The sequence below is a fragment of the Sediminihaliea albiluteola genome, from assembly GCF_014077625.1.
GTDB classification, from domain to species: Bacteria; Pseudomonadota; Gammaproteobacteria; order Pseudomonadales; family Halieaceae; genus Sediminihaliea; species Sediminihaliea albiluteola.
The window spans coordinates 800,549-821,810 of the sequence record NZ_JACFXU010000014.1 but is presented as its reverse complement, the minus strand read 5'-3'; the positions used below and the strand labels follow the sequence as shown (position 1 = coordinate 821,810).

Annotated in this window: 23 protein-coding genes; 5 read left to right on the top strand and 18 right to left on the bottom strand. The window is 55.3% G+C overall.

Translation table 11 applies throughout. From position 1 onward, the window contains the following. Together H2508_RS10650 and trmB are read left to right on the top strand one after the other, a co-directional pair. Window positions 1–378, top strand: coding sequence for a DUF423 domain-containing protein (locus tag H2508_RS10650; RefSeq protein WP_182173024.1), 378 nt, complete (start codon window positions 1–3; stop codon window positions 376–378). A gap of 83 nt (window positions 379–461) precedes the next feature. Further along, window positions 462–1,100: a tRNA (guanosine(46)-N7)-methyltransferase TrmB gene (trmB, locus tag H2508_RS10645; protein ID WP_220463745.1), complete on the top strand. Its 639-nt coding sequence runs from the start codon at window positions 462–464 to the stop codon at window positions 1,098–1,100. Between the two features lie 11 nt (window positions 1,101–1,111). Here the strand turns inward: trmB and hemW are convergent, their stop codons facing one another. The 8 genes from hemW to H2508_RS10605 all read right to left on the bottom strand — a co-directional run bounded on the left by hemW (window position 1,112) and on the right by H2508_RS10605 (window position 7,272). Continuing rightward, window positions 1,112–2,251 carry a radical SAM family heme chaperone HemW gene (gene hemW, locus H2508_RS10640; protein WP_182173021.1) on the bottom strand — a complete coding sequence of 380 codons (1,140 nt, stop codon included), beginning with the start codon at window positions 2,249–2,251 and terminating at the stop codon, window positions 1,112–1,114. Next, entirely contained in the window at window positions 2,251–2,862 is a 612-nt protein-coding gene (rdgB, locus tag H2508_RS10635) for an RdgB/HAM1 family non-canonical purine NTP pyrophosphatase (RefSeq protein WP_182173018.1), read from the bottom strand. Before rdgB ends, hemW begins: the two co-directional genes overlap by 1 nt. A 3-nt stretch (window positions 2,863–2,865) precedes the next feature. After that, window positions 2,866–3,309 (bottom strand): DUF4426 domain-containing protein, encoded by a 444-nt coding sequence (locus tag H2508_RS10630; RefSeq protein ID WP_182173015.1) that lies wholly within the window; start codon window positions 3,307–3,309, stop codon window positions 2,866–2,868. A gap of 1 nt (window position 3,310) precedes the next feature. Further along, on the bottom strand, window positions 3,311–3,901 hold the full coding sequence (metW, locus tag H2508_RS10625) for a methionine biosynthesis protein MetW (RefSeq protein WP_182173012.1): 591 nt from the start codon (window positions 3,899–3,901) through the stop codon (window positions 3,311–3,313). Next, window positions 3,901–5,049, bottom strand: a complete 1,149-nt coding sequence (gene metX / locus H2508_RS10620) for a homoserine O-succinyltransferase MetX (RefSeq protein WP_182173009.1) — start codon at window positions 5,047–5,049, stop codon at window positions 3,901–3,903. The genes metW and metX overlap by 1 nt, the downstream gene beginning before the upstream one ends. 11 nt (window positions 5,050–5,060) lie before the next feature. Then, on the bottom strand, window positions 5,061–5,648 hold the full coding sequence (locus H2508_RS10615) for a YggT family protein (RefSeq protein ID WP_182173006.1): 588 nt from the start codon (window positions 5,646–5,648) through the stop codon (window positions 5,061–5,063). Between the two features lie 14 nt (window positions 5,649–5,662). Beyond that, window positions 5,663–6,484 carry a pyrroline-5-carboxylate reductase gene (gene proC / locus H2508_RS10610; RefSeq protein ID WP_182173003.1) on the bottom strand — a complete coding sequence of 274 codons (822 nt, stop codon included), beginning with the start codon at window positions 6,482–6,484 and terminating at the stop codon, window positions 5,663–5,665. A gap of 104 nt (window positions 6,485–6,588) precedes the next feature. After that, window positions 6,589–7,272, bottom strand: a complete 684-nt coding sequence (locus tag H2508_RS10605; protein WP_182173001.1) for a YggS family pyridoxal phosphate-dependent enzyme — start codon at window positions 7,270–7,272, stop codon at window positions 6,589–6,591. A gap of 159 nt (window positions 7,273–7,431) precedes the next feature. Here H2508_RS10605 and H2508_RS10600 point away from each other — a divergent pair, with 159 nt between their 5' ends. Further along, on the top strand, window positions 7,432–8,466 hold the full coding sequence (locus H2508_RS10600) for a type IV pilus twitching motility protein PilT (protein ID WP_182172998.1): 1,035 nt from the start codon (window positions 7,432–7,434) through the stop codon (window positions 8,464–8,466). A 53-nt stretch (window positions 8,467–8,519) separates the two neighbouring features. Then, entirely contained in the window at window positions 8,520–9,626 is a 1,107-nt protein-coding gene (locus tag H2508_RS10595; protein WP_182172995.1) for a PilT/PilU family type 4a pilus ATPase, read from the top strand. Window positions 9,627–9,657: 31 nt separating this feature from the next. On the opposite strand, the gene ruvX is transcribed toward H2508_RS10595, so the two are convergent. The 10 genes from ruvX to H2508_RS10545 form a co-directional block, all read right to left on the bottom strand. After that, window positions 9,658–10,101, bottom strand: a complete 444-nt coding sequence (gene ruvX, locus H2508_RS10590; RefSeq protein WP_182172992.1) for a Holliday junction resolvase RuvX — start codon at window positions 10,099–10,101, stop codon at window positions 9,658–9,660. Window positions 10,102–10,106: 5 nt separating this feature from the next. After that, window positions 10,107–10,697, bottom strand: a complete 591-nt coding sequence (locus H2508_RS10585) for a YqgE/AlgH family protein (RefSeq protein WP_182172989.1) — start codon at window positions 10,695–10,697, stop codon at window positions 10,107–10,109. A 49-nt stretch (window positions 10,698–10,746) separates the two neighbouring features. After that, complete coding sequence (locus tag H2508_RS10580; RefSeq protein WP_182172986.1) at window positions 10,747–11,559, bottom strand: energy transducer TonB; 813 nt, start codon at window positions 11,557–11,559, stop codon at window positions 10,747–10,749. A 68-nt stretch (window positions 11,560–11,627) separates the two neighbouring features. Next, window positions 11,628–12,581, bottom strand: coding sequence for a glutathione synthase (gene gshB, locus H2508_RS10575; protein WP_182172983.1), 954 nt, complete (start codon window positions 12,579–12,581; stop codon window positions 11,628–11,630). 78 nt (window positions 12,582–12,659) lie between these two features. Further along, window positions 12,660–13,121 carry a PaaI family thioesterase gene (locus H2508_RS10570; protein WP_182172980.1) on the bottom strand — a complete coding sequence of 154 codons (462 nt, stop codon included), beginning with the start codon at window positions 13,119–13,121 and terminating at the stop codon, window positions 12,660–12,662. A gap of 14 nt (window positions 13,122–13,135) precedes the next feature. Then, the gene (locus H2508_RS10565; protein WP_182172977.1) at window positions 13,136–13,873 is read right to left on the bottom strand and encodes a 16S rRNA (uracil(1498)-N(3))-methyltransferase; all 738 of its coding nucleotides are present in this window, start codon (window positions 13,871–13,873) and stop codon (window positions 13,136–13,138) included. Window positions 13,874–13,888: 15 nt separating this feature from the next. Next, the gene (gene metF, locus H2508_RS10560) at window positions 13,889–14,728 is read right to left on the bottom strand and encodes a methylenetetrahydrofolate reductase [NAD(P)H] (protein ID WP_182172974.1); all 840 of its coding nucleotides are present in this window, start codon (window positions 14,726–14,728) and stop codon (window positions 13,889–13,891) included. Between the two features lie 250 nt (window positions 14,729–14,978). Beyond that, on the bottom strand, window positions 14,979–16,370 hold the full coding sequence (ahcY, locus tag H2508_RS10555; protein ID WP_182172971.1) for an adenosylhomocysteinase: 1,392 nt from the start codon (window positions 16,368–16,370) through the stop codon (window positions 14,979–14,981). A gap of 479 nt (window positions 16,371–16,849) precedes the next feature. Further along, the gene (metK, locus tag H2508_RS10550; protein ID WP_182172968.1) at window positions 16,850–18,004 is read right to left on the bottom strand and encodes a methionine adenosyltransferase; all 1,155 of its coding nucleotides are present in this window, start codon (window positions 18,002–18,004) and stop codon (window positions 16,850–16,852) included. Window positions 18,005–18,026: 22 nt separating this feature from the next. After that, on the bottom strand, window positions 18,027–19,016 hold the full coding sequence (locus H2508_RS10545) for an ArsR/SmtB family transcription factor (protein ID WP_182172965.1): 990 nt from the start codon (window positions 19,014–19,016) through the stop codon (window positions 18,027–18,029). Window positions 19,017–19,258: 242 nt separating this feature from the next. Between H2508_RS10545 and tkt the strand changes: the two genes are divergently transcribed. After that, window positions 19,259–21,262 (top strand): transketolase, encoded by a 2,004-nt coding sequence (tkt, locus tag H2508_RS10540; protein WP_182172962.1) that lies wholly within the window; start codon window positions 19,259–19,261, stop codon window positions 21,260–21,262.

Below are 21,262 nucleotides of genomic sequence, written 5' to 3'. Positions count from 1 at the left end.
ATGAACAATATCTTTCTTCCCCTAGGTGCCTTAGCTGGTTTTTTGGCCGTGGCCTTTGGTGCCTTTGGCGCCCACGCACTGCGCAATCGCCTAGATGACTACGCTATGGGCGTATTCGAGACGGCGGTGCAATACCATTTTTACCATGCCCTAGCCTTGCTTGCGGTGGGTGTTCTGGCTTTACATCATCCGCAAACCACGCTGCTGCGCAGTAGCGGCAGTTTGTTTCTAGTGGGTTTACTGCTGTTTTCGGGCAGCCTTTATCTACTGGCTTTAACAGGCCTTCGCTGGCTTGGTGCCATCACGCCACTGGGGGGCTTAGCCTTTATTGCAGGTTGGGCTTGCTTAATGGTCGTGGGCTGGAAGATGGCCCAGTGAGTGATGAGACAAGCGTGTTAGACACAGAGAAGAAAGCGCCAAAGGAGCGCCGGATTCGCAGTTATGTGCTGCGCACTGGGCGCATGACGGAAGCGCAAAAGCGCGCCTATGATGCGGGCTGGGAGCGTTGGGGCTTGGATTACTCAGCTCAGACTCTAGACCTTGATGCGGTGTTTGGCCGCCGGGCGCCACGGGTATTAGAAATTGGCTTTGGTATGGGGCAGTCTCTGGCTGAGATGGCTGCTGCCGCGCCAGAAAAGGACTTCATTGGCATCGAAGTGCACACCCCCGGTGTGGGGCGCTTGTTGCACGATATTGATGAGCGCAAGCTGAGCAATTTGAGGCTCTACCGGCACGATGCAGTAGAAGTGCTAGAGCACTGTATTGCGCCAGATTCACTGGATACACTGCAAATATTCTTCCCTGACCCTTGGCACAAAAAGCGCCATCATAAGCGCCGCTTGATCCAGGCTCCTTTTGTCGAGCTACTGGTATCTCGCTTAATACCCGGTGGTCGCTTGCACTTGGCGACCGACTGGGAAAACTACGCCGAGCAGATGATGGAGGTTTTGTCAGCCAATACAGCTTTGCGCAATACCGCAGGCCCAGGGCAGTTTGCCCCACGACCGGCGCATCGGCCGCTGACTAAGTTTGAGCAGCGCGGCGAGCGACTAGGGCATGGCGTTTGGGATTTGCTCTTTGAGCGCTTAGACAGCGATTGAAACTAGTGTTGCTAGAAAAACTCTGCCACCACCGTATCTAGAAAGCGCCAACCAACGGCACTACAGCGTAACTTTCCATCAACAATTTCGATCAGGCCGCGCTGGCTTAGTGCGGCTAAAGGTGCCTCGATAGTCTCTAAGCTGAGTCCGGTGCGCTGTGTAAAAGCCTGAAGTTCAGTGCCCTCTGCTAAGCGCAGGGCATTCATCATGTATTCTCCAGGCAAGTCCTCTGCCGACAGCCAGCGCTGGCTGCCGGTGAAAGCACCCGCTTGAGCTTGCATATATTCCTTGGGCTGCTTGCGCTTAGCGTAGCGCTCAATGCGGCCATCGGGCCAAGTAATTTTGCCGTGGGCGCCAGCCCCGATGGCTAAATAATCCCCGAAAGACCAGTAGTTGAGGTTGTGGCGACACTCCCGTCCGGGCAGTGACCAAGCTGATACTTCATAAGCACTCAGCCCTGCTGCCACTAAAATATCCTCCCCACCTTCTTGAATGGCTGCCAGGGTGTCCTCTACTGGCAGGGTGGGTGGCCGCTTGTGGAACAGCGTGTTGGGCTCAATGGTCAATTGATACCAGGAGAGGTGGGTAGGTTGGTAGGACAGAGCGCTGCGGATGTCGTCTAGGCCGCGCTCACTTTGTTGGCCGGGAAGGCCGTGCATGAGATCGATATTGAGGTTGTCGAAACCAGCGCGGCCAGCCATCGCGATTGCTGCATGGGCCTGTGCCGCGGAGTGCACCCGGCCCAGAGCCTGTAATTGGGCATCATTAAAGGACTGTACTCCCAGTGACAGGCGGTTGATGCCGGCCGCGCGAAAGCCCGCAAATTTGTCCGCTTCGGCACTACCGGGGTTGGCTTCCATAGTGGCTTCGAAGTGCTTTGCCAAGGGCAGGCGAGCAGATATGCCTGCCATCAATGTCGCAATGGCAGCAGCACTGAATAGGCTGGGGGTGCCACCACCGATAAAGAGGCTGCTTAGTTGGCGGCCTTGGGCCCGTGCCAGCTCCCCATCGAGGTCCTGTAGCAGCGCTTGGATATAGGCCTGCTCCGGTATGACTTGCGCTTCGTGAGAATTAAAGTCGCAGTAAGGGCACTTGCGTTCGCACCAGGGTAGGTGAATATAGAGGCCCAGAGGGGGCAATTCTGTCAGCATCAGCGTTGCGGCTGTAAGGCCTCAGCTAGCAAGGCGCAGGCTTGAGCGCGGTGACTGATGCGATTTTTTAGGTCGCGGGGCAATTCAGCGGCACTGCAGCCCTCGGCTGGAACGTAGAACACAGGGTCGTAGCCAAAGCCTTGTTCACCGCTGGGGGCATCGAGAATAAAGCCCTCCCAGCTGCCCTGACAGATAATGGGAGTGGGGTCATTGGCGTGGCGCATAAACACCAGTACACAGTGGAAGCGGGCACTGCGCTGCTCCTGCCCTAGGCCCTCCAGCGCAGCTAGTAGCTTGCGGTTGTTGCCTTCATCGCCTTCGCCAGAGTAGCGTGCAGAGTGGATGCCGGGGGCTCCCTGAAGTGCATCGACCTCCAGTCCAGAGTCGTCAGCAATGGCGGGCAAGCCGGTGTGCTCGGCAGCGGCGCGGGCTTTGATTAGGGCATTCTCAACAAAGCTCAGACCTGTCTCGGCCACTTCCGGCACATCAAACTCGCCTTGTGAGCGCAGCCTGAAACCCAGTGGCGCGAGAATACGATCCAGTTCTTTTAGCTTGCCGGCATTGCCGCTGGCCAGCACCACGGTGCCGGCTGTGGTTGAGGAGTCTGTCATACTTTAGTGAACATACAGTTGATGTTTGAATTCGAAAGTATAGGTTTCAGTCGCCCCTTCGGGGCGGAAGTGCAGCTTAAAAAAGCGCCATTCGCGATTGATAAATTTGAAGGGTGCTAGGTAATAAATAGCTGGGCCCTCGCGCACTTCCTGAAAGCTTAAGTCCTGAGCTTGTATCAGGTCCTTGGTGTGCCCTTTAATCAGCATAGTTCTAGCTTCGCTAGCACCACCTTCGACATGCTCGCGAACGGCGAGGTTTAAAATGGCGCGCTTTTTGCCGCGGACAATACCGTACTGGGCGGCGACTTCAGGCGCTAGAAAGCTGGTGTTGACCACGCTGTAATGCAGCTCGTAAGGGCCGAAGCGCTCTGATTGCTGAGCCATAGCTCCGACACTGGCAAGTACTGCTGCAGCGAAGAGCAGTGCAGCTGATAGTGGGCGCGACATCTTAGCGGGTGATCCTGTAGACCGCAGTGAGGGCGAAGAGGTTTGGCCAAAGGCGGGCCAGCAGGGGGCGTCGCTGGGTGTTGCCGACCATTTCACGATCCAATATGCGTATGCCTTTATCGCGGCAAAGTGCTTCAAAGTCTGTCACCGTACAAAAGTGGATGTTGGGGGTATCGTACCAGCTATGGGGCATAAACTTTGAGACCGGCATGCGACCGCGAAATGCCAAGTAGATGCGACAGCGCCAATGGCCAAAGTTGGGGAAGGTTACTACGCCTTCGCGGCCAATACGCAGCATTTCGTCGAGGACCCTGTCGGGATAGTGCACCACTTGGAGTGCGTGAGCCATTACCACAGTATCAAAGCTTTGGTCGGGGAAGTTATCCAGGCCCAGATCCATGTTTTGCTCAACAATGTTCAGCCCGCGGCCAATGGCGGCGCTAATGTTGGCGGGGTCAATTTCTAGGCCCATGCCGCGTACATTGCGAGTGTCCTGCAGTTGGCGGAGAAACACGCCGTTACCACAGCCTAAGTCTAATACCTTGGATCCAGGAGCGATCCAGCGTTGAATATGAGTGAGATCTAAGCGCATCAGTCACTTACTCCAACACGCTGCATATAGGCGTCGAACACTTCCATATAACGCGGCAGCGGCAGTAAAAATGCATCGTGCCCTTCGTGGGCTTCTATTTCACAGTAGCTGACTGGCCGGTCAGCGGCGATCAATGCATCGACTATTTCGCGGGAGCGCTGGGGTGAAAAACGCCAATCAGTTGAAAAAGATATCACCAGAAAGCTGCACTTGGCCCGACGGAAAGCCTCTACTGGGTCGTCGCCATATTCTCTGGCCAAGTCGAAGTAATCCAGCGCCCGGGTCATCAGAATATAGGTGTTAGCATCAAAGCGGTTTGAAAACTGGCTACCTTGATAGCGCAAATAGCTTTGCACCTGAAACTCTACTGAGTTTTCATCGCCCTGATCCAAGGTGCCGCGGCGTAAATCGCGGCCAAACTTTTGCGCCATGGCATCGTCTGATAGGTAGGTGATATGTCCCACCATGCGGGCCAAGCCTAGGCCTTGTGCGGGTACAGAGTCTTGCTCCAAGTAGTGGCCATCAGCAAAGTCGGGGTCGGACTGAATGGCATGACGAGCAATTTCATTAAAAGCGATATTTTGTGCACTGAGCTTCATGGCCGAGGCAATGACCACGCAGTGTTGCAGCATGTCGGGATACTCTAAGGCCCAGCGCATGGCTTGCATGCCCCCGAGACTGCCACCAATAACCGCCGCCCAGCAAGTAATTCCGAGCCGCTCAGCGAGGCGTTTTTGGCTGTGAACCCAGTCCCGCACTCGCAGCGGTGGGAAATCAGGGCCCCAGGGCTTGCCGGTATCTGGGTTGATGGAGGTCGGGCCAGTGGAGCCGTGGCAACCACCGAGGTTGTTCAGGCAAACGACAAAAAATCGCTCTGTATCAATCGGCTTGCCCGGACCTATATAGGCGTCCCACCAACCGGGCTTGCGATCATCTTCACTGTGATAGCCAGCAGCGTGATGGTTGCCGCTGAGCGCGTGGCAGATCAATACGGCATTCGAGGCCTCGGCGTTGAGCTGACCATAGCACTCGTATACCAGTTCGTAGCCTGCGAGCTCGCGGCCACAAGCCAGTAGTAGGGGCTCATCAAAGTAGGCACTTTGAGGCTCTACAATTCCCACGGAGGATTTAGCTTTGGTCTGAGACATAGTTAGCCGCCTTATAGACCGATGACCAGAGCCGGATGAAGGCCCGCCCCTACGGCCATGTGTCGCAGGGCAATTTGAATCACGTTAATTAGGATAAAAACAATGATCGGTGAGAAGTCCATGCCGCCCATTGGAGGCAGCATCTTGCGAAAAGGCGCCATCACTGGCTCAGTAATTTGATGCAAGAGCAGCAGTGCTGGGCTATTGCTGTTCGGCGCTATCCAGCTCAGGATAATGACTGCTAACAAAGCGAAAAAATATATGTTAACCAGCAGTGATAATAAGCCGATAAAGCCCCATACGATAAGTACAAAAGGGTTTGGCAGAGGCAGACCGTTGAGCAGTAAAATACTGGCAATGGCCAATATTTGTAAGAGTAATGCCAAGCTTAGTGAGGCCAAGTCTAGCCTAGCCACATTGGGTAAAACGCGACGCAGGGGCAGCACCAGTGGGTTGGTGATCTTGACTAGAAATTGACTAATCGGGTTGTAAAAATCGGCGCGCACGAGTTGCAGAACTAGGCGCAACAGCATCGCCAAGAGGTACAGGCTGATAGCGGTCTGTAGCAAATAGCCCAAAATGTCACTAAACGCATTCACGCAGGGAGTCTCCTTTATTCAGTATCGCCGGCTAATTCTTTAGCCCGTATTGCCGCGGCCTGCATGGCGCGCTCAATAATGTCTCGCAGGCCGTCGCGCTCAAAACTTTCTACGGCAGCTTGGGTGGTACCGCCGGGGCTAGTGACCTGCTGTCGCAAAGTGGCCAGGTCGGCCTCGCTTTCGAGGGCCATGCGCGCTGCGCCGAGGGCGGTTTGCTGGGCCATGGCGGTGGCAGTGTCACGGTCTAAGCCAAGTTTACAGCCACTGTCTATCATGGCTTCCATAAATAAGAAGAAGTAAGCCGGACCACTGCCAGATAGTGCGGTGATAGCATCCAGCGCAGCTTCATTGTCCACCCAGCTGACGATGCCGACAGCAGCCAAAATATCTTCGGCGTATTGACGCTGTGTGGCGCTGACCTGCTGGCTGGCGAATAAGGCGCTAGCACCGCAAGAGAGCAGCGCCGGGGTATTGGGCATGCAGCGCACAATAGCAGTCTGTTCGCCGAGGTATTTTGCCATGCTATCAATGGTGACGCCTGCAGCGATGGAGATAATCAGCGCGTCGGCTTCTTTGACCGCGGCTGAGATGCTAGTCAAGGCCTCTGTCATCAGCTGTGGTTTGACCGCCAGAATAACAACGTCAGCACCTTTTACTGCAGCGGCATTATCTTCAAAGGTCTCTACCGGCGCGATGCGGCGGAGCTTGCTCAGGCTATCTGGGTAGGGGTCGGCGGCGCGAATAGCGCTGGCCGGATGACCGCTTTCAATCAGCCCTCCGACAATGCTGCTAGCCATGTTGCCGGCGCCGATAAAGGCGATATTCGGTGTGCTCAAGAAAGTGCTCCAGAACTGATGGCTGCGGCTGATAGTTAGCCAGCAGCGGTGAGTTTGTTACGAGTATTACGAAGCGCCAGTATACACGCCGCCGCCGGCCAAAATCACCCGCGGGGGCCGAAGATATCAGTCCCTACACGGACAATGCTGGCCCCTTCGGCAATCGCAGCTTCAAGGTCCCCTGACATGCCCATCGATAGGGTGTCGAGTCCAGGCAGCGAGAGCTCTGACATAGCTTCCCGCAAAGCACGGAAGGCTCGGCGCTGGACTTGTGGATCATCGCTAGCTGCGGGGATGGCCATAAGTCCGCGCAATTGCAGATTGGGCAAGCTCGCGACGGCTGCTGCCAGTTCAGGCAATGCCTCCAAGCTGACGCCCGATTTGCTGGGCTCGCCTGAAATGTTGACCTGTAGGCAGATCTGCAAGGGGTCTAGGCTAAGCGGTCTCTGTTCGCTCAGGCGCCGGGCAATTTTCAAGCGGTCGACGCTGTGTACCCAGTGGAAGTGCTCGGCAATAGCACGGGTTTTATTGGACTGAATAGGGCCAATAAAGTGCCAGCAGAGATCGAGGTCTTGCAGCTGAGTGATTTTATCCAGCGCTTCCTGAAGGTAGTTTTCGCCAAATTGGGTCAGGCCCAACTCTGCCGCAGTGCGGATATCCTCTGCTGGACGGGTTTTGCTTACCGCTAGTATGCTGACTGCCTCAGGCGCACGCTGGTTTTTCTGGGCCGCGCGGCTTACTCTGCAAGTCAGTTTTGCTATATTGTCTGAAAGTTGATGTTGGTTCATGGGCTGCATAGTAGCCGAAGCAGGCTAAGCGGGCGACTCCCCTTTGCCTTATATAAAGACTATAACTAGGCCGCAGTCGCTGACCTTGATGCTAACTCGTCACAGCTTTTATGGGGTCAGGATGCAGTAGTTTTACTGCAGCGCTAGGGGAGAAAATCCTTGGATATCACAGAACTACTTGCCTTCAGTGCTAAACAGGGCGCATCTGACCTGCACTTATCGGCAGGCCTACCGCCGATGATTCGTGTCGATGGCGATGTGCGCCGTATTAACCTGCCGCCGATGGAGCACAAGCAGGTGCACGAGCTGATCTACGACATCATGAACGACAAGCAGCGCAAGGATTTCGAGGAGTTTCTAGAAACCGATTTTTCCTTTGAAGTGCCAGGCGTGGCGCGCTTTCGGGTCAATGCCTTCAACCAGAACCGCGGTGCTGGCGCGGTGTTCCGAACGATTCCTTCTAAAGTGCTGACTATGGAAGATCTGGGCATGGGTCAGGTGTTTCGGGACATTGCTATGATGCCCCGAGGCTTGGTGCTAGTGACTGGCCCGACCGGCTCCGGTAAATCCACCACGCTGGCTGCAATGATGGATTACATCAACGACAATAAGTACGAGCACATTCTGACTATTGAAGACCCGATTGAGTTCGTGCATGAGAGTAAAAAATGCCTAATTAACCAGCGCGAGGTGCATCGCGACACCTTGGGCTTCTCTGAGGCGCTGCGCTCAGCACTGCGTGAGGACCCAGACATTATTTTGGTCGGTGAGATGCGCGACTTGGAAACCATTCGCTTGGCATTGACTGCGGCAGAGACCGGCCACTTAGTATTTGGTACCTTACACACCACCTCGGCGGCAAAGACCATTGACCGAATCGTCGATGTCTTTCCTGCCGCAGAAAAATCGATGGTGCGATCCATGCTCTCGGAGTCGTTACAGGCGGTGGTGTCACAAACTTTGATGAAGCGCATCGCGGGTGGCCGGGTCGCCGCCCATGAAATCATGCGTGGCACTTCAGCTATTCGCAACTTGATTCGTGAAGATAAAGTGGCTCAGATGTATTCGGCGATTCAAACAGGTCATGCACTGGGTATGCAAACGATGGATCAGTGTTTGCAGGGCCTAGTAGAGAAGCGCATTATTAGTCGTGAAGTGGCGCGCGAAAAAGCCCGCATGCCAGAGGATTTTTAGGCTGGAGTGTTATAGGGCTAGCCCTTCGCTCTGCTCAACAGGGAGTTGGAGCCATGAATATTGAGTATTTGCTGGAGCGCGTCGTCAAAGAGGGGGCCTCAGATGGCTTTATCTCTGCTGGGGCTGCCCCAAGTATTAAGGTCGATGGGCAACTCTACCCAATTAGCGATCAGCGCCTGAGTGCCGAAGAGGCCCGCGAACTGGTTTTATCGACCATGGACGAGGATCAGCAGCGCGAATATTTGGCACACAATGAGTGTAACTTTGCGCTCTCTAAGGGGCAGTTAGGGCGTTTTCGTATCAGTGCTTTTGTGCAGCGCGGCAGCTTTGGCCTTGTACTGCGCCGAATTCAAACACATATCCCGCATATTGAAGAGATTGGCCTGCCCCCGATTATTAAAGATTTGGCCATGGCCAAGCGCGGCCTAATCATTTTTGTGGGCGGTACCGGTACTGGTAAGTCGACCTCCTTGGCTAGCATGGTAGGTCACCGCAACCGCAATAGCCGCGGCCATATTATTACCATCGAAGATCCGATCGAGTTTTTACACCGGCACGAAGGCTGTATTGTTACCCAGCGCGAAGTGGGTGTGGATACGGAAACCTTTGATGTCGCACTGAAAAACTCATTGCGTCAGGCGCCTGATGTAATTTTAATTGGCGAGGTGCGCTCGGCCGAGACCATGCGCCAGGCCCTGGCTTTTGCCGAAACCGGACATCTGTGTCTGTGTACGTTGCACGCAAACAATGCCAACCAAGCGCTCGATCGAGTGCAGAGCTTTTTTCCAGCTGAGCTCCATACCCAAGTGTGGATGGATCTCTCGCTCAACCTGAAGGCCATTGTGGCGCAGCAGCTGCTTCCGCTTAAGGATGGCAGTGGTCGCACGCCAATCGTCGAGGTGCTCTTAGGCTCGCCATTGGTTCAAGACTACATTCGCAAAGGCGATACTCACCTCATCAAAGAAGTGATGGGAAAATCCACCGAGCTGGGGATGCTAACTCTCGACCAGTCTTTGCTTGAAGCTTATCGGAAAGGGCTTATTAGCGCCGAAGATGCAATGCGCTATGCCGACTCTGAGAACGATGTGCGCCTGGCGATTAAAATGTACGACCGAGGTCGACAAAGCGAGGCTAGTGTTCAGAGCTTGACTTACGAGTAGAGCGCAGCAGCGCAAATGCTGTTTAGGCTGCTCAGCTCGCGCTGAGCGCTGAGTGCTCAGCTAACCATGTTTGCAAAATGAGCTCGGCGGCATAGCTATCGATAGGCCGAGCTTTGTAATCACCGCGATGACCCAATTCACGCTGTTGTTCTTTTGCTTCAAAGCTACTTAAGCGCTCGTCTGCCATGGCGATAGGCAAGGCAAAACGGCCCTGCAAGCGGCGCGCAAACTTATTGGCGCGCTCACTCAGCTCACTGGCCGAGCCGTCCATATTGAGTGGCTCTCCGACCACCAGTAAATCGGGTCGCCATTCATCGATTAGCTTAGCGATGGCGGACCAATCGGGTATACCATCTCGTGCGCTTAGCGTGGTGAGCGGCTGGGTGGTGCTCAGCACGCAGTTACCAACCGCCACGCCAATCTGGCGCAGGCCGTAGTCGAATGCCATGACGGCTTTAGGTGATACTTGGCTCATGGCTGCTAAGCGTGTCCTGCCTGGGCTGAAATTAGATTCATGTCGATGCCTAGTTGTGCCGCTGCGGCGTGCAAGCGCTGCTCATGGGGAGTAGAGAAAATAATCTCGCTGTCTGCCGGCAGCGTGAGCCAAGCGTTTTCAGCCAACTCTTGCTCCAGCTGTCCAGCGGACCAGCCGGCGTAGCCTAAGGCAATGAGGTAGTCGCGCGGGCCCTCTTGCATGGCAATGGCGCGAAGAATGTCGCGTGAAGTGCTTAGCGTGATGGAGTCTGTGACTTTGATGCTGGCTTCCCACACAGTTGCTGGATCGCGGTGCAGGACAAAACCATGGTCGACTTGCACTGGGCCGCCCGCCATCACTGGCAGGGAGCTGAAGTCGCTTTCGGCATCAATTTGCAGGTGTTCGAAGATCTCAGCGACGCTAAGTTCCAGCGGCTGATTAATCACGATACCCATCGCGCCACTCTCGCCGTGCTCACAGATGTAGGTGATGCTCTGGGAGAAAATACCCTCCGATAAACTGGGCATAGCCAGTAGGAAGTGATCCCGCAGACAGTCACTGCTGCGGGCTATATTAGCGCTCTTAGTCAGGGGCATTAGGATTTTACTCAGCTTTTGGCAAAGGTAGAGGAGTTCAATAAGCGTGTTAGCCTGAGCTTAGCCGATTCTGTTGAAATTGCCATGTACGGATAATTTCCAAGCGGTCCGTAGTGGCCCGTAACTCCGCTGGAAAGGGGGCATAAGGTGCCGCCATACGGACAATTTTGATGGCTGCCTCATCTAACATGGCATAGCCGGAAGACGACAGCACCCGAATATCTTCTAGCTGTCCATTGGCTTGGATCACCACTAACAAGCGCAGGCTGCCATAAATTCCGTAGCGAATTGAGGCTTCCGGATAGTACTGGTTGCCCACAGTTTCCACCCGGCGGCGCCAGGCATCGAGGTAAGCAGCGTCTACCGCTGCCTGGGCTGACAGTGAGTTGAGCCGCCGCACTCGGGGCTCCTTGGCATGGGGCTGGCTTTGTTCATCTTGCAGGCTGTCGATCACGGGCAGCGCTGTACTGTATTGCTCAGCTTCTTGGCTAATGCCATCGAGGGTGAATTCTTGCTGCGCCCTAAAAGCTTTATTGCGAGCTTGTTGGCGCTCGCTATCTGCTTGAGTCGTTAGGCTGTGTTCGCTCAGAGCTTGCTGATCTTGCTGTTGCTGCAGTGCCTGTTCTTCTGCCGGCGGAGCTGTAACCTTCGCTGCTGAGCCCTGGGAGCTAAAGTCGGGCTGCTTTGAGTCATCGCCACTGCCAAGCTGATTCACTTGAGCGTGATGGCTGGCCTGTTCAGGCGCGGTGTTGCTTGCCTGGTAGGCCAGGGTGACATCGAGTTGCGGCCGGTAATGGGGCTCTTGCTCGATGTCGAAAGTGATAGCAATGATGAGCCCCGCATGTAATAGCAGGGCGATCAATAGCGCTCGCCTAAAGAGGCGATCCGGTTGTCCAGTACTCAGGTAAAGCACCCTCGCCACCTAAGTCTTTATGCTGCTTGCAGGGCCTGTTCGATAGCATCCATCAGCTGGGCGCCGATATCGAGGTCGTACTGATCATTGATTTCTCGCACACAAGTGGGGCTGGTCACATTAATCTCAGTGAGGTAGTCGCCGATCACATCTAAGCCGACAAACATCAAGCCGCGCTCGCGCAGCGAGGGGCCTACCTGTTCTGCAATCCAGCGATCTCGGTCTGAGAGTGGCTGTGCCCGGCCGGTGCCACCGGCAGCCAAGTTGCCTCGGGTTTCTCCCTGAGAAGGGATGCGCGCCAAACTGTAGGGCACTGCTTCGCCATTGATCATAAGAATGCGCTTATCACCATCCACAATTTCTGGCAGGTAGCGCTGCGCCATGATCGAAAACTTGCCGAAGCCGGTGAGTGTTTCAAGAATCACGTTGAGGTTAGGGTCGCCCGGCTTGACTCGGAAGATGGAGGCTCCGCCCATGCCATCTAAGGGTTTAAAGATAACGTCTTCCTGCTCTTGGTAGAAAGCTTTTAAGCGCTCAGGGTCGGCACTGACTAAGACCGGTGGACAGCACTGGGGGAACTGGGTGGCAAATACTTTTTCGTTACAGTCGCGCAGGCTGTGGCAGCGGTTGACGATTAGCGTGCCTTGGCGCTCTGCGGCTTCGAGTATGTAAGTGTTGTAGATAAACTCATTGTCAAAGGGAGGGTCTTTGCGCATCAATATGACATCGAGATCTGCCAGTGGCAGATCTTGTGCTGCCTCAAGTTGATACCAGCACTCGGGGTCGCGAAATACTTTGAGTGGCGCGACGCTCGCGCGGCCTTCCCCCTGTCGTAAGTACAGGTCGGTAGGCTCCATGTAATAGAGTTCCCAACCGCGATCTTGAGCTGCCCAGAGTAGGGCGAGAGTGGTGTCTTTCTTGTATGTGATGTTGGCGATGGGATCCATCACCACACCGAGCTTGATTGTCATGCTTGAATTCCGAACTGGATAAATGGGCTTGGTTAAACTACGCAAAGCGGCAGTGCTGTGCAAGCAGTGTGGCTTAGCTCAGGCTTCGCCCCAGCTGGCTGGGACTCTAATTGCGACCAGTTCAGCTTTGGCGCAGAGCTCGCCATTGACCGAGAGCGTGCAGAGCACAACGGATTTGCGCCTGCCGGCTTCGCTAAGTCGCGCTTCTAAGACTAGTGGCCCGGCAATCGGGGTGGCTTTCAAATAGCTAATATTGAGTGAGCCGGTCACATAAAAAATAGTCTCGCCCTCGCCGATGGCTCGGCCTTCGCGCTGGTAGGCTTCGGCGATAGCGGTGCACACAGAGTGGCAATCGATCAGAGAGGCAATAAGCCCGCCATAAACATAGTGGGGCGAGCCGGCACAGTGCCAGGGTTTGGGGCTAAAGTGGCAGATGCTGCGCTCACCATCCCAAGTACTTTTGATGTGGTGGCCATGGGGGTTGTCTGGACTACAGCCAAAACAGTGATTGTCTGCTAACTGATCTTGGATAAAAGTCATGCCGGATCCTTGGTTTACTGTTCGGGGCTCATATCACCCCAGCGGGCCTGTAAAATAGCAATCGCTGCCAGCGGTGCTGTCTCAGTACGTAACACACGGGGCCCTAGGGTGAGTGGCTCGAAACCAAGGGCTTGTGCGGCCTCAATCTCCACTGCACTCAGGCCACCTTCAGGACCGACAGCCAGTGCCACGCTAGTAGGCGCAGGGCAGCCACTGTCGGCAGCTGTGCCGCGATGATGCAAGACAAAGCGGCGCTCAGCTTGGCAGTGTTGTAGCCATTGATTGACGTCAGTGGGCAACTCAAGCGCGGGCAGTCGATTGCGGCCACACTGCTCGCAGGCACTGATAATCACTTGCTGCCAGTGTTGCTGTTTTTTCTGCGCCCGCTCGCCTTTTAGCTTCACTTCGGTGCGCTCGGTAAACAGTGGCACCACTCGTGTCACGCCCAATTCCGTGGCTTTTTGCAGTACCCAGTCCATGCGGTCACCACGAGAGATGCCGATACCGAGCTCGATAGCTAGCGGCGACTCTACATCCCGCTCTAGCTCGGTCTCAAGACTTACCGTGACGGCACGTTTATCTAAGGCGACAATGCTGGCGGAGAACTCTTTACCTTCGCCATCAAATAGCCGCAGCGGCTGCCCCAAGGTCATGCGCAGCACGCGTGCGATGTGAGCGCTAGGACCGGGCTCGAGCGTCAGCTCGCGCTGGGGCTCGAGTACTTGGGAACTGTAAAACCGTGGAATACGCATGATGGGCAGCCTAGTTTAGAGTCCCAGATTATTGCGTATTGTGCGCGTCGGCTCTAGCTGATTCATGGTGTAGAAGTGGATGCCCGGGGCGCCGCTCTCAAGCAGGGTTTGGCACAGTTGGCTAACAATCTCGATACCAAACTTGCGAATGCTCTCCTGATCTTGGCCATAACCCTCAATGCGCTGGCAGATCCAGCGCGGAATCTCTGCGCCGCAGTTGCGTGAGAAGCGCGCCAGATTGGGAAAGTTAGTGATTGGCATGATGCCGGCGTAAATCGGTTTGTCGATACCCGCAGCGCTGCACTGATCGAGGAAGTAGAAGTACGACTCGACGTTGTAGAAGTACTGGGTAATGGCGCTATCGGCGCCAGCATCCAGCTTCTTTTTTAGGTAGTAAACGTCGGCATCGTAGCTATCGGCCTGGGGGTGAATCTCAGGGTAGGCCGCCACTTCAATATGGAAGTAGTCGCCACTATGCTTGCGTACAAACTCGACCAGCTCATTGGCGTAAACGAGCTGTCCTAGGCCGCCCATACCGGAAGGAATGTCCCCACGCAGTGCCACCAGGCGCTTCACGCCGAGGGCCTGGTAGCGGTCGAGCAGCTCGGTGATGGCAGCCTCATCGTCGCCGCCAAAGCTCAGGTGAGGGGCGACATCGGCGCCCAGTTCGCGCAGCCCTGCGACAGTGCCAAAGGTGTTGTCCCGGGTGGAGCCGCCAGCGCCATAGGTGACGGAGAAGAAGTCCGGCTCTAATTCGAGCAGTGCCGGAGAGGTCTTTTCAAGCAGCTTGGATTTGCCTTCCGCTGTTTTAGGGGGGAAGTACTCAAAGCTGATTCTCGGTTTTTGCTTAGCCATTGTTTTGACTCTATATGTCTTGTACTAAATATTGGTTGAATGCCTGCTATTGCCACTTTGCTCTAAGAGCGAGCCTCGATATCAATATCTTGCACGCGCCTAAAATCACCAGCGGCAGCCGGATACTAAGAGCCCGAATCGAGCTCGCAGCTTGGCTAGCTCAAGCTGCTAGTGCAGACAGAGCTTGAGCTTCTATAATCTGGAGTGCCTGTTGCCCAGCAGGCTAAAACGCTAGCTGGGAAATCTTGGCTTAATACTTGTAGCTGTCCGGCTTAAACGGCCCTTCAACATCGACGTTGATGTACTCGGCCTGCTCCTTAGTGAGGCGAGTGATCACGCCGCCAAATCCGCGAACCATGTGGGCTGCGACTTCTTCGTCCAGCTTCTTGGGTAGTACTTCCACAGTCAGAGCAGCTTGCTTCAGCTCTGGCTCAAGGTCGGCGAACTTGCGCTCAAAGAGATAAATCTGGGCCAGCACCTGATTGGAGAAGGAGCCATCCATAATCCGACTGGGGTGACCTGTCGCGTTGCCGAGGTTAACCAAGCGACCTTCCGATAGCAGGATCAGGTGATCGTTAGTAGCGCGGTCACGGTAGACCTTGTGTACCTGAGGTTTCACTTCCACCCACTCCCAGCTGCGGCGCATAAAGGCAGTGTCGATTTCATTGTCGAAGTGACCGATGTTGCTCACTACAGCACCATTTTTCAGGGCTGCTAGCATATGCTCGTCACAGACATTGTAGTTACCTGTGGTAGTCACTAGCAGGTCGATCGTGCCGAGCAGTTCAGTATTGATGGAGGCGGCAGTGCCGTCGTTAATGCCATCTTTGTAGGGCGATACCACTTCATAGCCATCCATACAGGCCTGCATGGCACAGATTGGGTCGATCTCGGTGACGCGCACAATCATGCCTTCCTGACGCAGCGACTGGGCGGAACCTTTACCCACGTCACCGTAGCCGATAACCAGCGCTTTTTTACCCGCAAGTAGATGGTCAGTGCCGCGCTTAATAGCGTCGTTCAAGCTGTGACGACAGCCGTATTTGTTGTCGTTTTTAGACTTGGTAATGGAGTCGTTAACGTTCACCGCTGGGACTTTCAGAGTGCCTTTTTTCAGCATTTCCTGAAGGCGCAGTACACCGGTGGTGGTCTCTTCGGTGATGCCGTGAATCTTGTCCAGCACTTCAGGGTATTTGTCGTGCAGCATAGCAGTGAGGTCGCCGCCGTCATCAAGCACCATGTTGGCGTCCCAGGGCTTGCCATCTTTGAGGATGGTTTGCTCAATGCACCACTCATACTCTTCTTCAGTTTCGCCTTTCCAAGCAAACACGGGTACCCCAGCAGCTGCGATGGCGGCTGCAGCGTGGTCCTGGGTGGAGAAGATGTTGCAGGAGGACCAGCGCACTTCAGCGCCCAGTTCCAGCAGAGTTTCGATCAGCACACCGGTCTGGATGGTCATGTGGATACAGCCCAGAATTTTGGCGCCGGCTAGTGGCTTGCTGTCACGGTACTTTTCGCGCATAGCCATCAGGGCTGGCATTTCGCCTTCGGCGATATCGAGTTCTAGGCGGCCCCAGTCGGCCAAACTGATGTCGGCGACTTTGTAATCTTGTTTGCTGTCGAGTTGTTGTGCTGTGCTCATAATTTGCTTTCCTCTTGGGCTTGCAGCCCATAGTCAGTGTTTGTGCTTTTGGCAGCTCAGTTAATGTGAGGCCGCAGGTTTATAAATTTGTGACCCTTTAGTTTGGGTCGCGTATTGTTTGTGTTGTGCACTTCGTTATCTGGCCGGGTCTCATGGTCAGCTGTGCCCTCCTAGGACACGCCGTAAATACATCCTTGTAGGCTCGGGGGCAGCATCCATGCTGCCCACGGTCCTGGACGGCGCAGCTGACCCTGATCCCCTCTGTGCCGAATTTAGCTGCAGAGCTTTTCCCTGGGTTTTGGTTGTGAAGTATTCGTGACTATCAACAACTCAAAGGTCAGGGCTGCTGTTCCCGTGAGGGGCGCAGGGACTGTGTGAGACATGGACGTCGAACACAAGCCCCCATGGATGGGTTCACGGCGTGTCCCGGAGTCCCTCACGGGGATGGCGGCCCGCTGCCACGAAGCTAGAAGTGCTTTTTATAAAGCCGCCTTCAAAGCTTCGGCTTTGTCAGTTCTTTCCCAGCTAAAGTCTGCATCTTCCCGCCCAAAGTGGCCGTAGGCTGCTGTTTTGCGATAAATCGGGCGCTTCAGGTCGAGCATCTCGATCAGGCCTTTGGGGCGCAGATCAAAGTGTTCGCGTACCAGCAGCGCAATGGCCTCGTCCGAGAGCTTGCCAGTGCCAAAAGTGTTGATCGAAATCGAGGTCGGCTCGGCTACGCCGATCGCGTAGGACACCTGAATTTCGCAGCGTGAGGCCAGTCTGGCGGCGACAATATTCTTAGCGACATAGCGGCCCGCGTAAGCTGCTGAACGGTCGACTTTCGAGGGGTCTTTGCCAGAGAAGGCGCCGCCACCGTGACGGGCCATGCCGCCGTAGGTATCGACAATAATCTTGCGGCCGGTCAAGCCGCAGTCGCCCACAGGGCCGCCGATCACAAACTTGCCAGTAGGGTTAATGTGGTACTTAGTATCAGCGTGCAGCCACTGGGCTGGCAGAGTGTCCCTGATCAGTTGTTCCATCACCGCGGCGTGAATATCTTTTTGGCTGATATTTTCATCGTGCTGAGTGGACAGTACCACCGCGTCGATAGCCACAGGCTTGCCGTTTTCATAGCGCAGGGTGACCTGACTTTTAGCGTCGGGACGCAGCCAGGGCAGAGCGCCACTCTTGCGTAGCTGAGCCTGCTTTTCTACTAAGCGGTGGGCGTAGTAGATGGGGGCGGGCATCAGTACTTCGGTTTCGTCAGTGGCGTAGCCAAACATCAGGCCTTGGTCGCCGGCGCCTTGTTCTTTGTTGTCACCCTCGTCCACGCCTTGGGCAATCTCGGGGGATTGCTTGCCAATGGCGTTCAGCACCGCACAGGAGGCGCCGTCGAAGCCAACTTTTGAAGAGTTGTAGCCAATGTCCAGCACTACCTCGCGCACTACGTCTTCGAGGTCGACATAGGTGTCGGTGGTGACTTCGCCGGCAATGACAACCATGCCGGTTTTGACCAGAGTTTCTACGGCGACGCGGGCGTTGGCGTCGTCCTTAAGAATTTCATCCAAAATGGCATCGGAAATTTGGTCAGCCATTTTGTCTGGGTGGCCTTCGGACACCGATTCTGAGGTAAAAATTGCATATTCGCTCATGCTTTGTTCCTTCGCTGTTAAATCAGAGGTGACCGAAGAGGCGCACCTGAATCTGGAAACCGTTGCGTTGTGCCAGAAAAACACTGGCGATGTCGGACAGGCCTGCCGCCTGAGCCCACTGGGTTAAGTCTTCCGGCTCAAAGCCGAGCCATAGGTCGCCGCAATTTTCTCGCGCCCAAGCCTGATCGTGACGGCACAAATCAGTCACTAAGACCACGCCATCAGGGGCGAGGTGCACTGCGGCGTCTTGCAGGATTTGCTTTGGGTTGGGCGTGTGGTGCAGCACCATATTGATGACCACGCAGTCCACTTCAATGTCGGCGAGTTGTTCGCTACTGCTGTCTCCGTGAATGAAGTGGATATTCTTTAGGCCAGCTTGAGCAGCGTTGGCTTGGGCTGTGGCCAACATCGCGGCGGCGTTATCCACGGCGATAACGCGTTCGAAACTAGGGCTTAGTTCGCGTAAAAAAGCGCCGTCGCCGGGGCCGATTTCGAGCGCGCTGCGCCGCTGCTTTAGGGGGGCATCGCGCAGCACTTGAGCCACTGTGTCAGCGTATTGCTTGTAGCTGGCAATAAGATCTTGTTGCTCGCGGAACTTGTGGGCGTTGAGGTGGAAAAAGTTGCGTGAGTTTTCCTCTCGCTGCCGCTGCAGCTCGCTGAGCTTGTCCTGTAATTGTTCTGGCAGATCGATCTGATCCACGCTGTGGAAAACTTGCTGCTGCAAAGCTTCCAGTTCAGGTCGCTGCCCCAGTTCGCTGCGGCGATAAAAAATGGAGTTGCCTTCGCGCCGAGTGGCCACCAGTCCGGCATTGGCCAGTACTTTAAGGTGGTGGCTGAGAGCTGGTTGGCGTAGCTCAAATAGCGAGCACAACTCAGAGACGCCAAACGAGTCATTGCGCAGCACACGCAATACCTGCAGGCGCAATGGGTCAGCGCTGGCTTTACACAGCGCGGCCAGAGCGTCGAATAGCTGCTCTTCGGGTGCTTGGGAAATGGCTTCTGGGGCTAACATGGCGCGGGAGTTTAACAGGCTATGAATCTATATCAAAGTTTTTTGATATAGATTTTCTGCCCTTGATCAGTGGACTTTTGGCAGAGCTCGACAAGCTTTAGGGGGCCTTGGAGAGGAATTACTAAGCACTTAGTGCCGATTTACCCTAAATAATGCCCAATTATTTGCCGTTATCCTCCGCATACGAGAAAATGGCGCCCCATTTTGATTCGGCCCCAAGCCCCCACCATCTGGAGAGTCCCATGTCTTCCCGCACAGACCTAGCCAATGCCATTCGCGCCCTTAGTATGGACGCTGTACAGCGCGCCAATAGTGGACACCCCGGTGCGCCCATGGGTATGGCGGATATCGCCGAAGTACTGTGGAATGACTTTTTGCAGCACAACCCGAACAACCCCGAGTGGCCTAACCGAGACCGCTTTGTGCTGTCCAATGGTCACGGCTCTATGTTGATCTACTCTCTGCTCCATTTAAGTGGTTACGATCTGCCAATGGAGCAGCTGAAGAATTTCCGTCAGATGCACAGTGCCACGCCTGGCCACCCAGAATATGGCTATGCTCCCGGTGTTGAAACGACCACCGGCCCACTGGGTCAGGGCATCACCAATGCGGTAGGCATGGCGCTGGCAGAGAAAGTATTGGCAGCTCAATTTAACCGTCCGGGCCACGAGGTTGTGGACCATTACAGTTATGTCTTCCTCGGTGATGGCTGCTTGATGGAAGGTATCTCGCACGAGGCCTGTTCGCTGGCGGGCACTCTGGGCTTGGGCAAGTTGATCGCCTTCTACGACGATAATGGCATTTCGATTGACGGCCAGGTTGAGGGTTGGTTTACCGACGACACGCCGAAGCGTTTTGAATCTTATGGCTGGCAGGTTATCCCAGCCGTGGATGGTCACGACCCAGAGGCTATTCGAGCGGCGGTCGAAGCCGCCCGTGCTGAGACTGGCAAGCCGACACTGATTTGCTGCAAGACCGTGATTGGTAAAGGCTCGCCTAATAAAGCAGGTAGCGAGTCCTGCCACGGTGCGCCACTGGGTGCTGATGAGATTGCTGCCACTCGCGCAGCGATTGGCTGGCAGCACGAGCCTTTTGTCATTCCAGATGAGATCTATCAGGGCTGGGACGCCAAAGCCGCTGGCGCTGAGCGCGAGCAAGCTTGGGAAGCGAGTATGTCTGCCTATGCTGAGGCACACCCTGAGCTAGCGGCTGAACTGCGCCGCCGTTTGGCTGGTGAATTGCCCGCGGACTTTAGTGCCCAAGCCGATGCTTACATCGCTCGCTGTCAGGCTGAAGGCGAGACAATTGCCTCGCGCAAGGCCTCCCAAAATACCTTGAATGCTTTTGGCCCACTGCTGCCTGAGCTGCTTGGCGGTTCGGCGGATTTGGCGGGCTCTAACTTGACCTTGTGGGAAGGATGCCAAGCGGTAACAGCCGATGACGCCAGTGGTAACTATGTCTATTACGGGGTGCGTGAGTTTGGCATGTCGGCAATCATGAACGGCGTGGCCTTGCATGGTGGCTTAGTACCCTATGGCGCGACCTTCTTAATGTTTATGGAATACGCCCGCAATGCGGTGCGTATGGCAGCGCTGATGAAGCAGCGCAGCTTATTTGTTTACACCCATGACTCCATCGGCCTCGGTGAAGACGGACCGACCCACCAGCCGGTAGAGCAGCTCAATGCGCTGCGTGTGACTCCGAACCTGAATACCTGGCGTCCCTGCGATACTGTGGAATCTGCGGTGTCTTGGAAGCATGCTATCGAGCGTAAGGACGGCCCCAGTGCCTTGATCTTCTCGCGCCAGTCTCTGCCCCACCAGCAGCGCAATGAGCAGCAAGTGGCGGCGATCAGCCGCGGCGCTTATATATTGCGCGACACGCCGGCTCAGCCCGATGCTATTTTGATTGCTACTGGTTCAGAGGTGGGACTAGCTATGGCTGCCGCCGAGCAGCTGGCCGAAAAAGGTAAAGCGGTGCGCGTAGTCTCCATGCCTTGCGCAGAAGTCTTCTGCGCTCAAGATGCTAGCTATCGTGAGTCGGTATTGCCCTCTGACGTGCTGGCGCGAGTGGCCGTGGAAGCGAGCCACATGGACTACTGGTATAAGTTTGTCGGGCTGGATGGGCGCGTGGTCGGCATGAGCACCTTCGGCGAGTCAGCCCCGGCCGCTGATCTCATGCAGCACTTTGGTTTTACCGTTGACAATGTCGTGGCCGCGGTAGAAGAGGTGGTGTTCGAGGCCTGA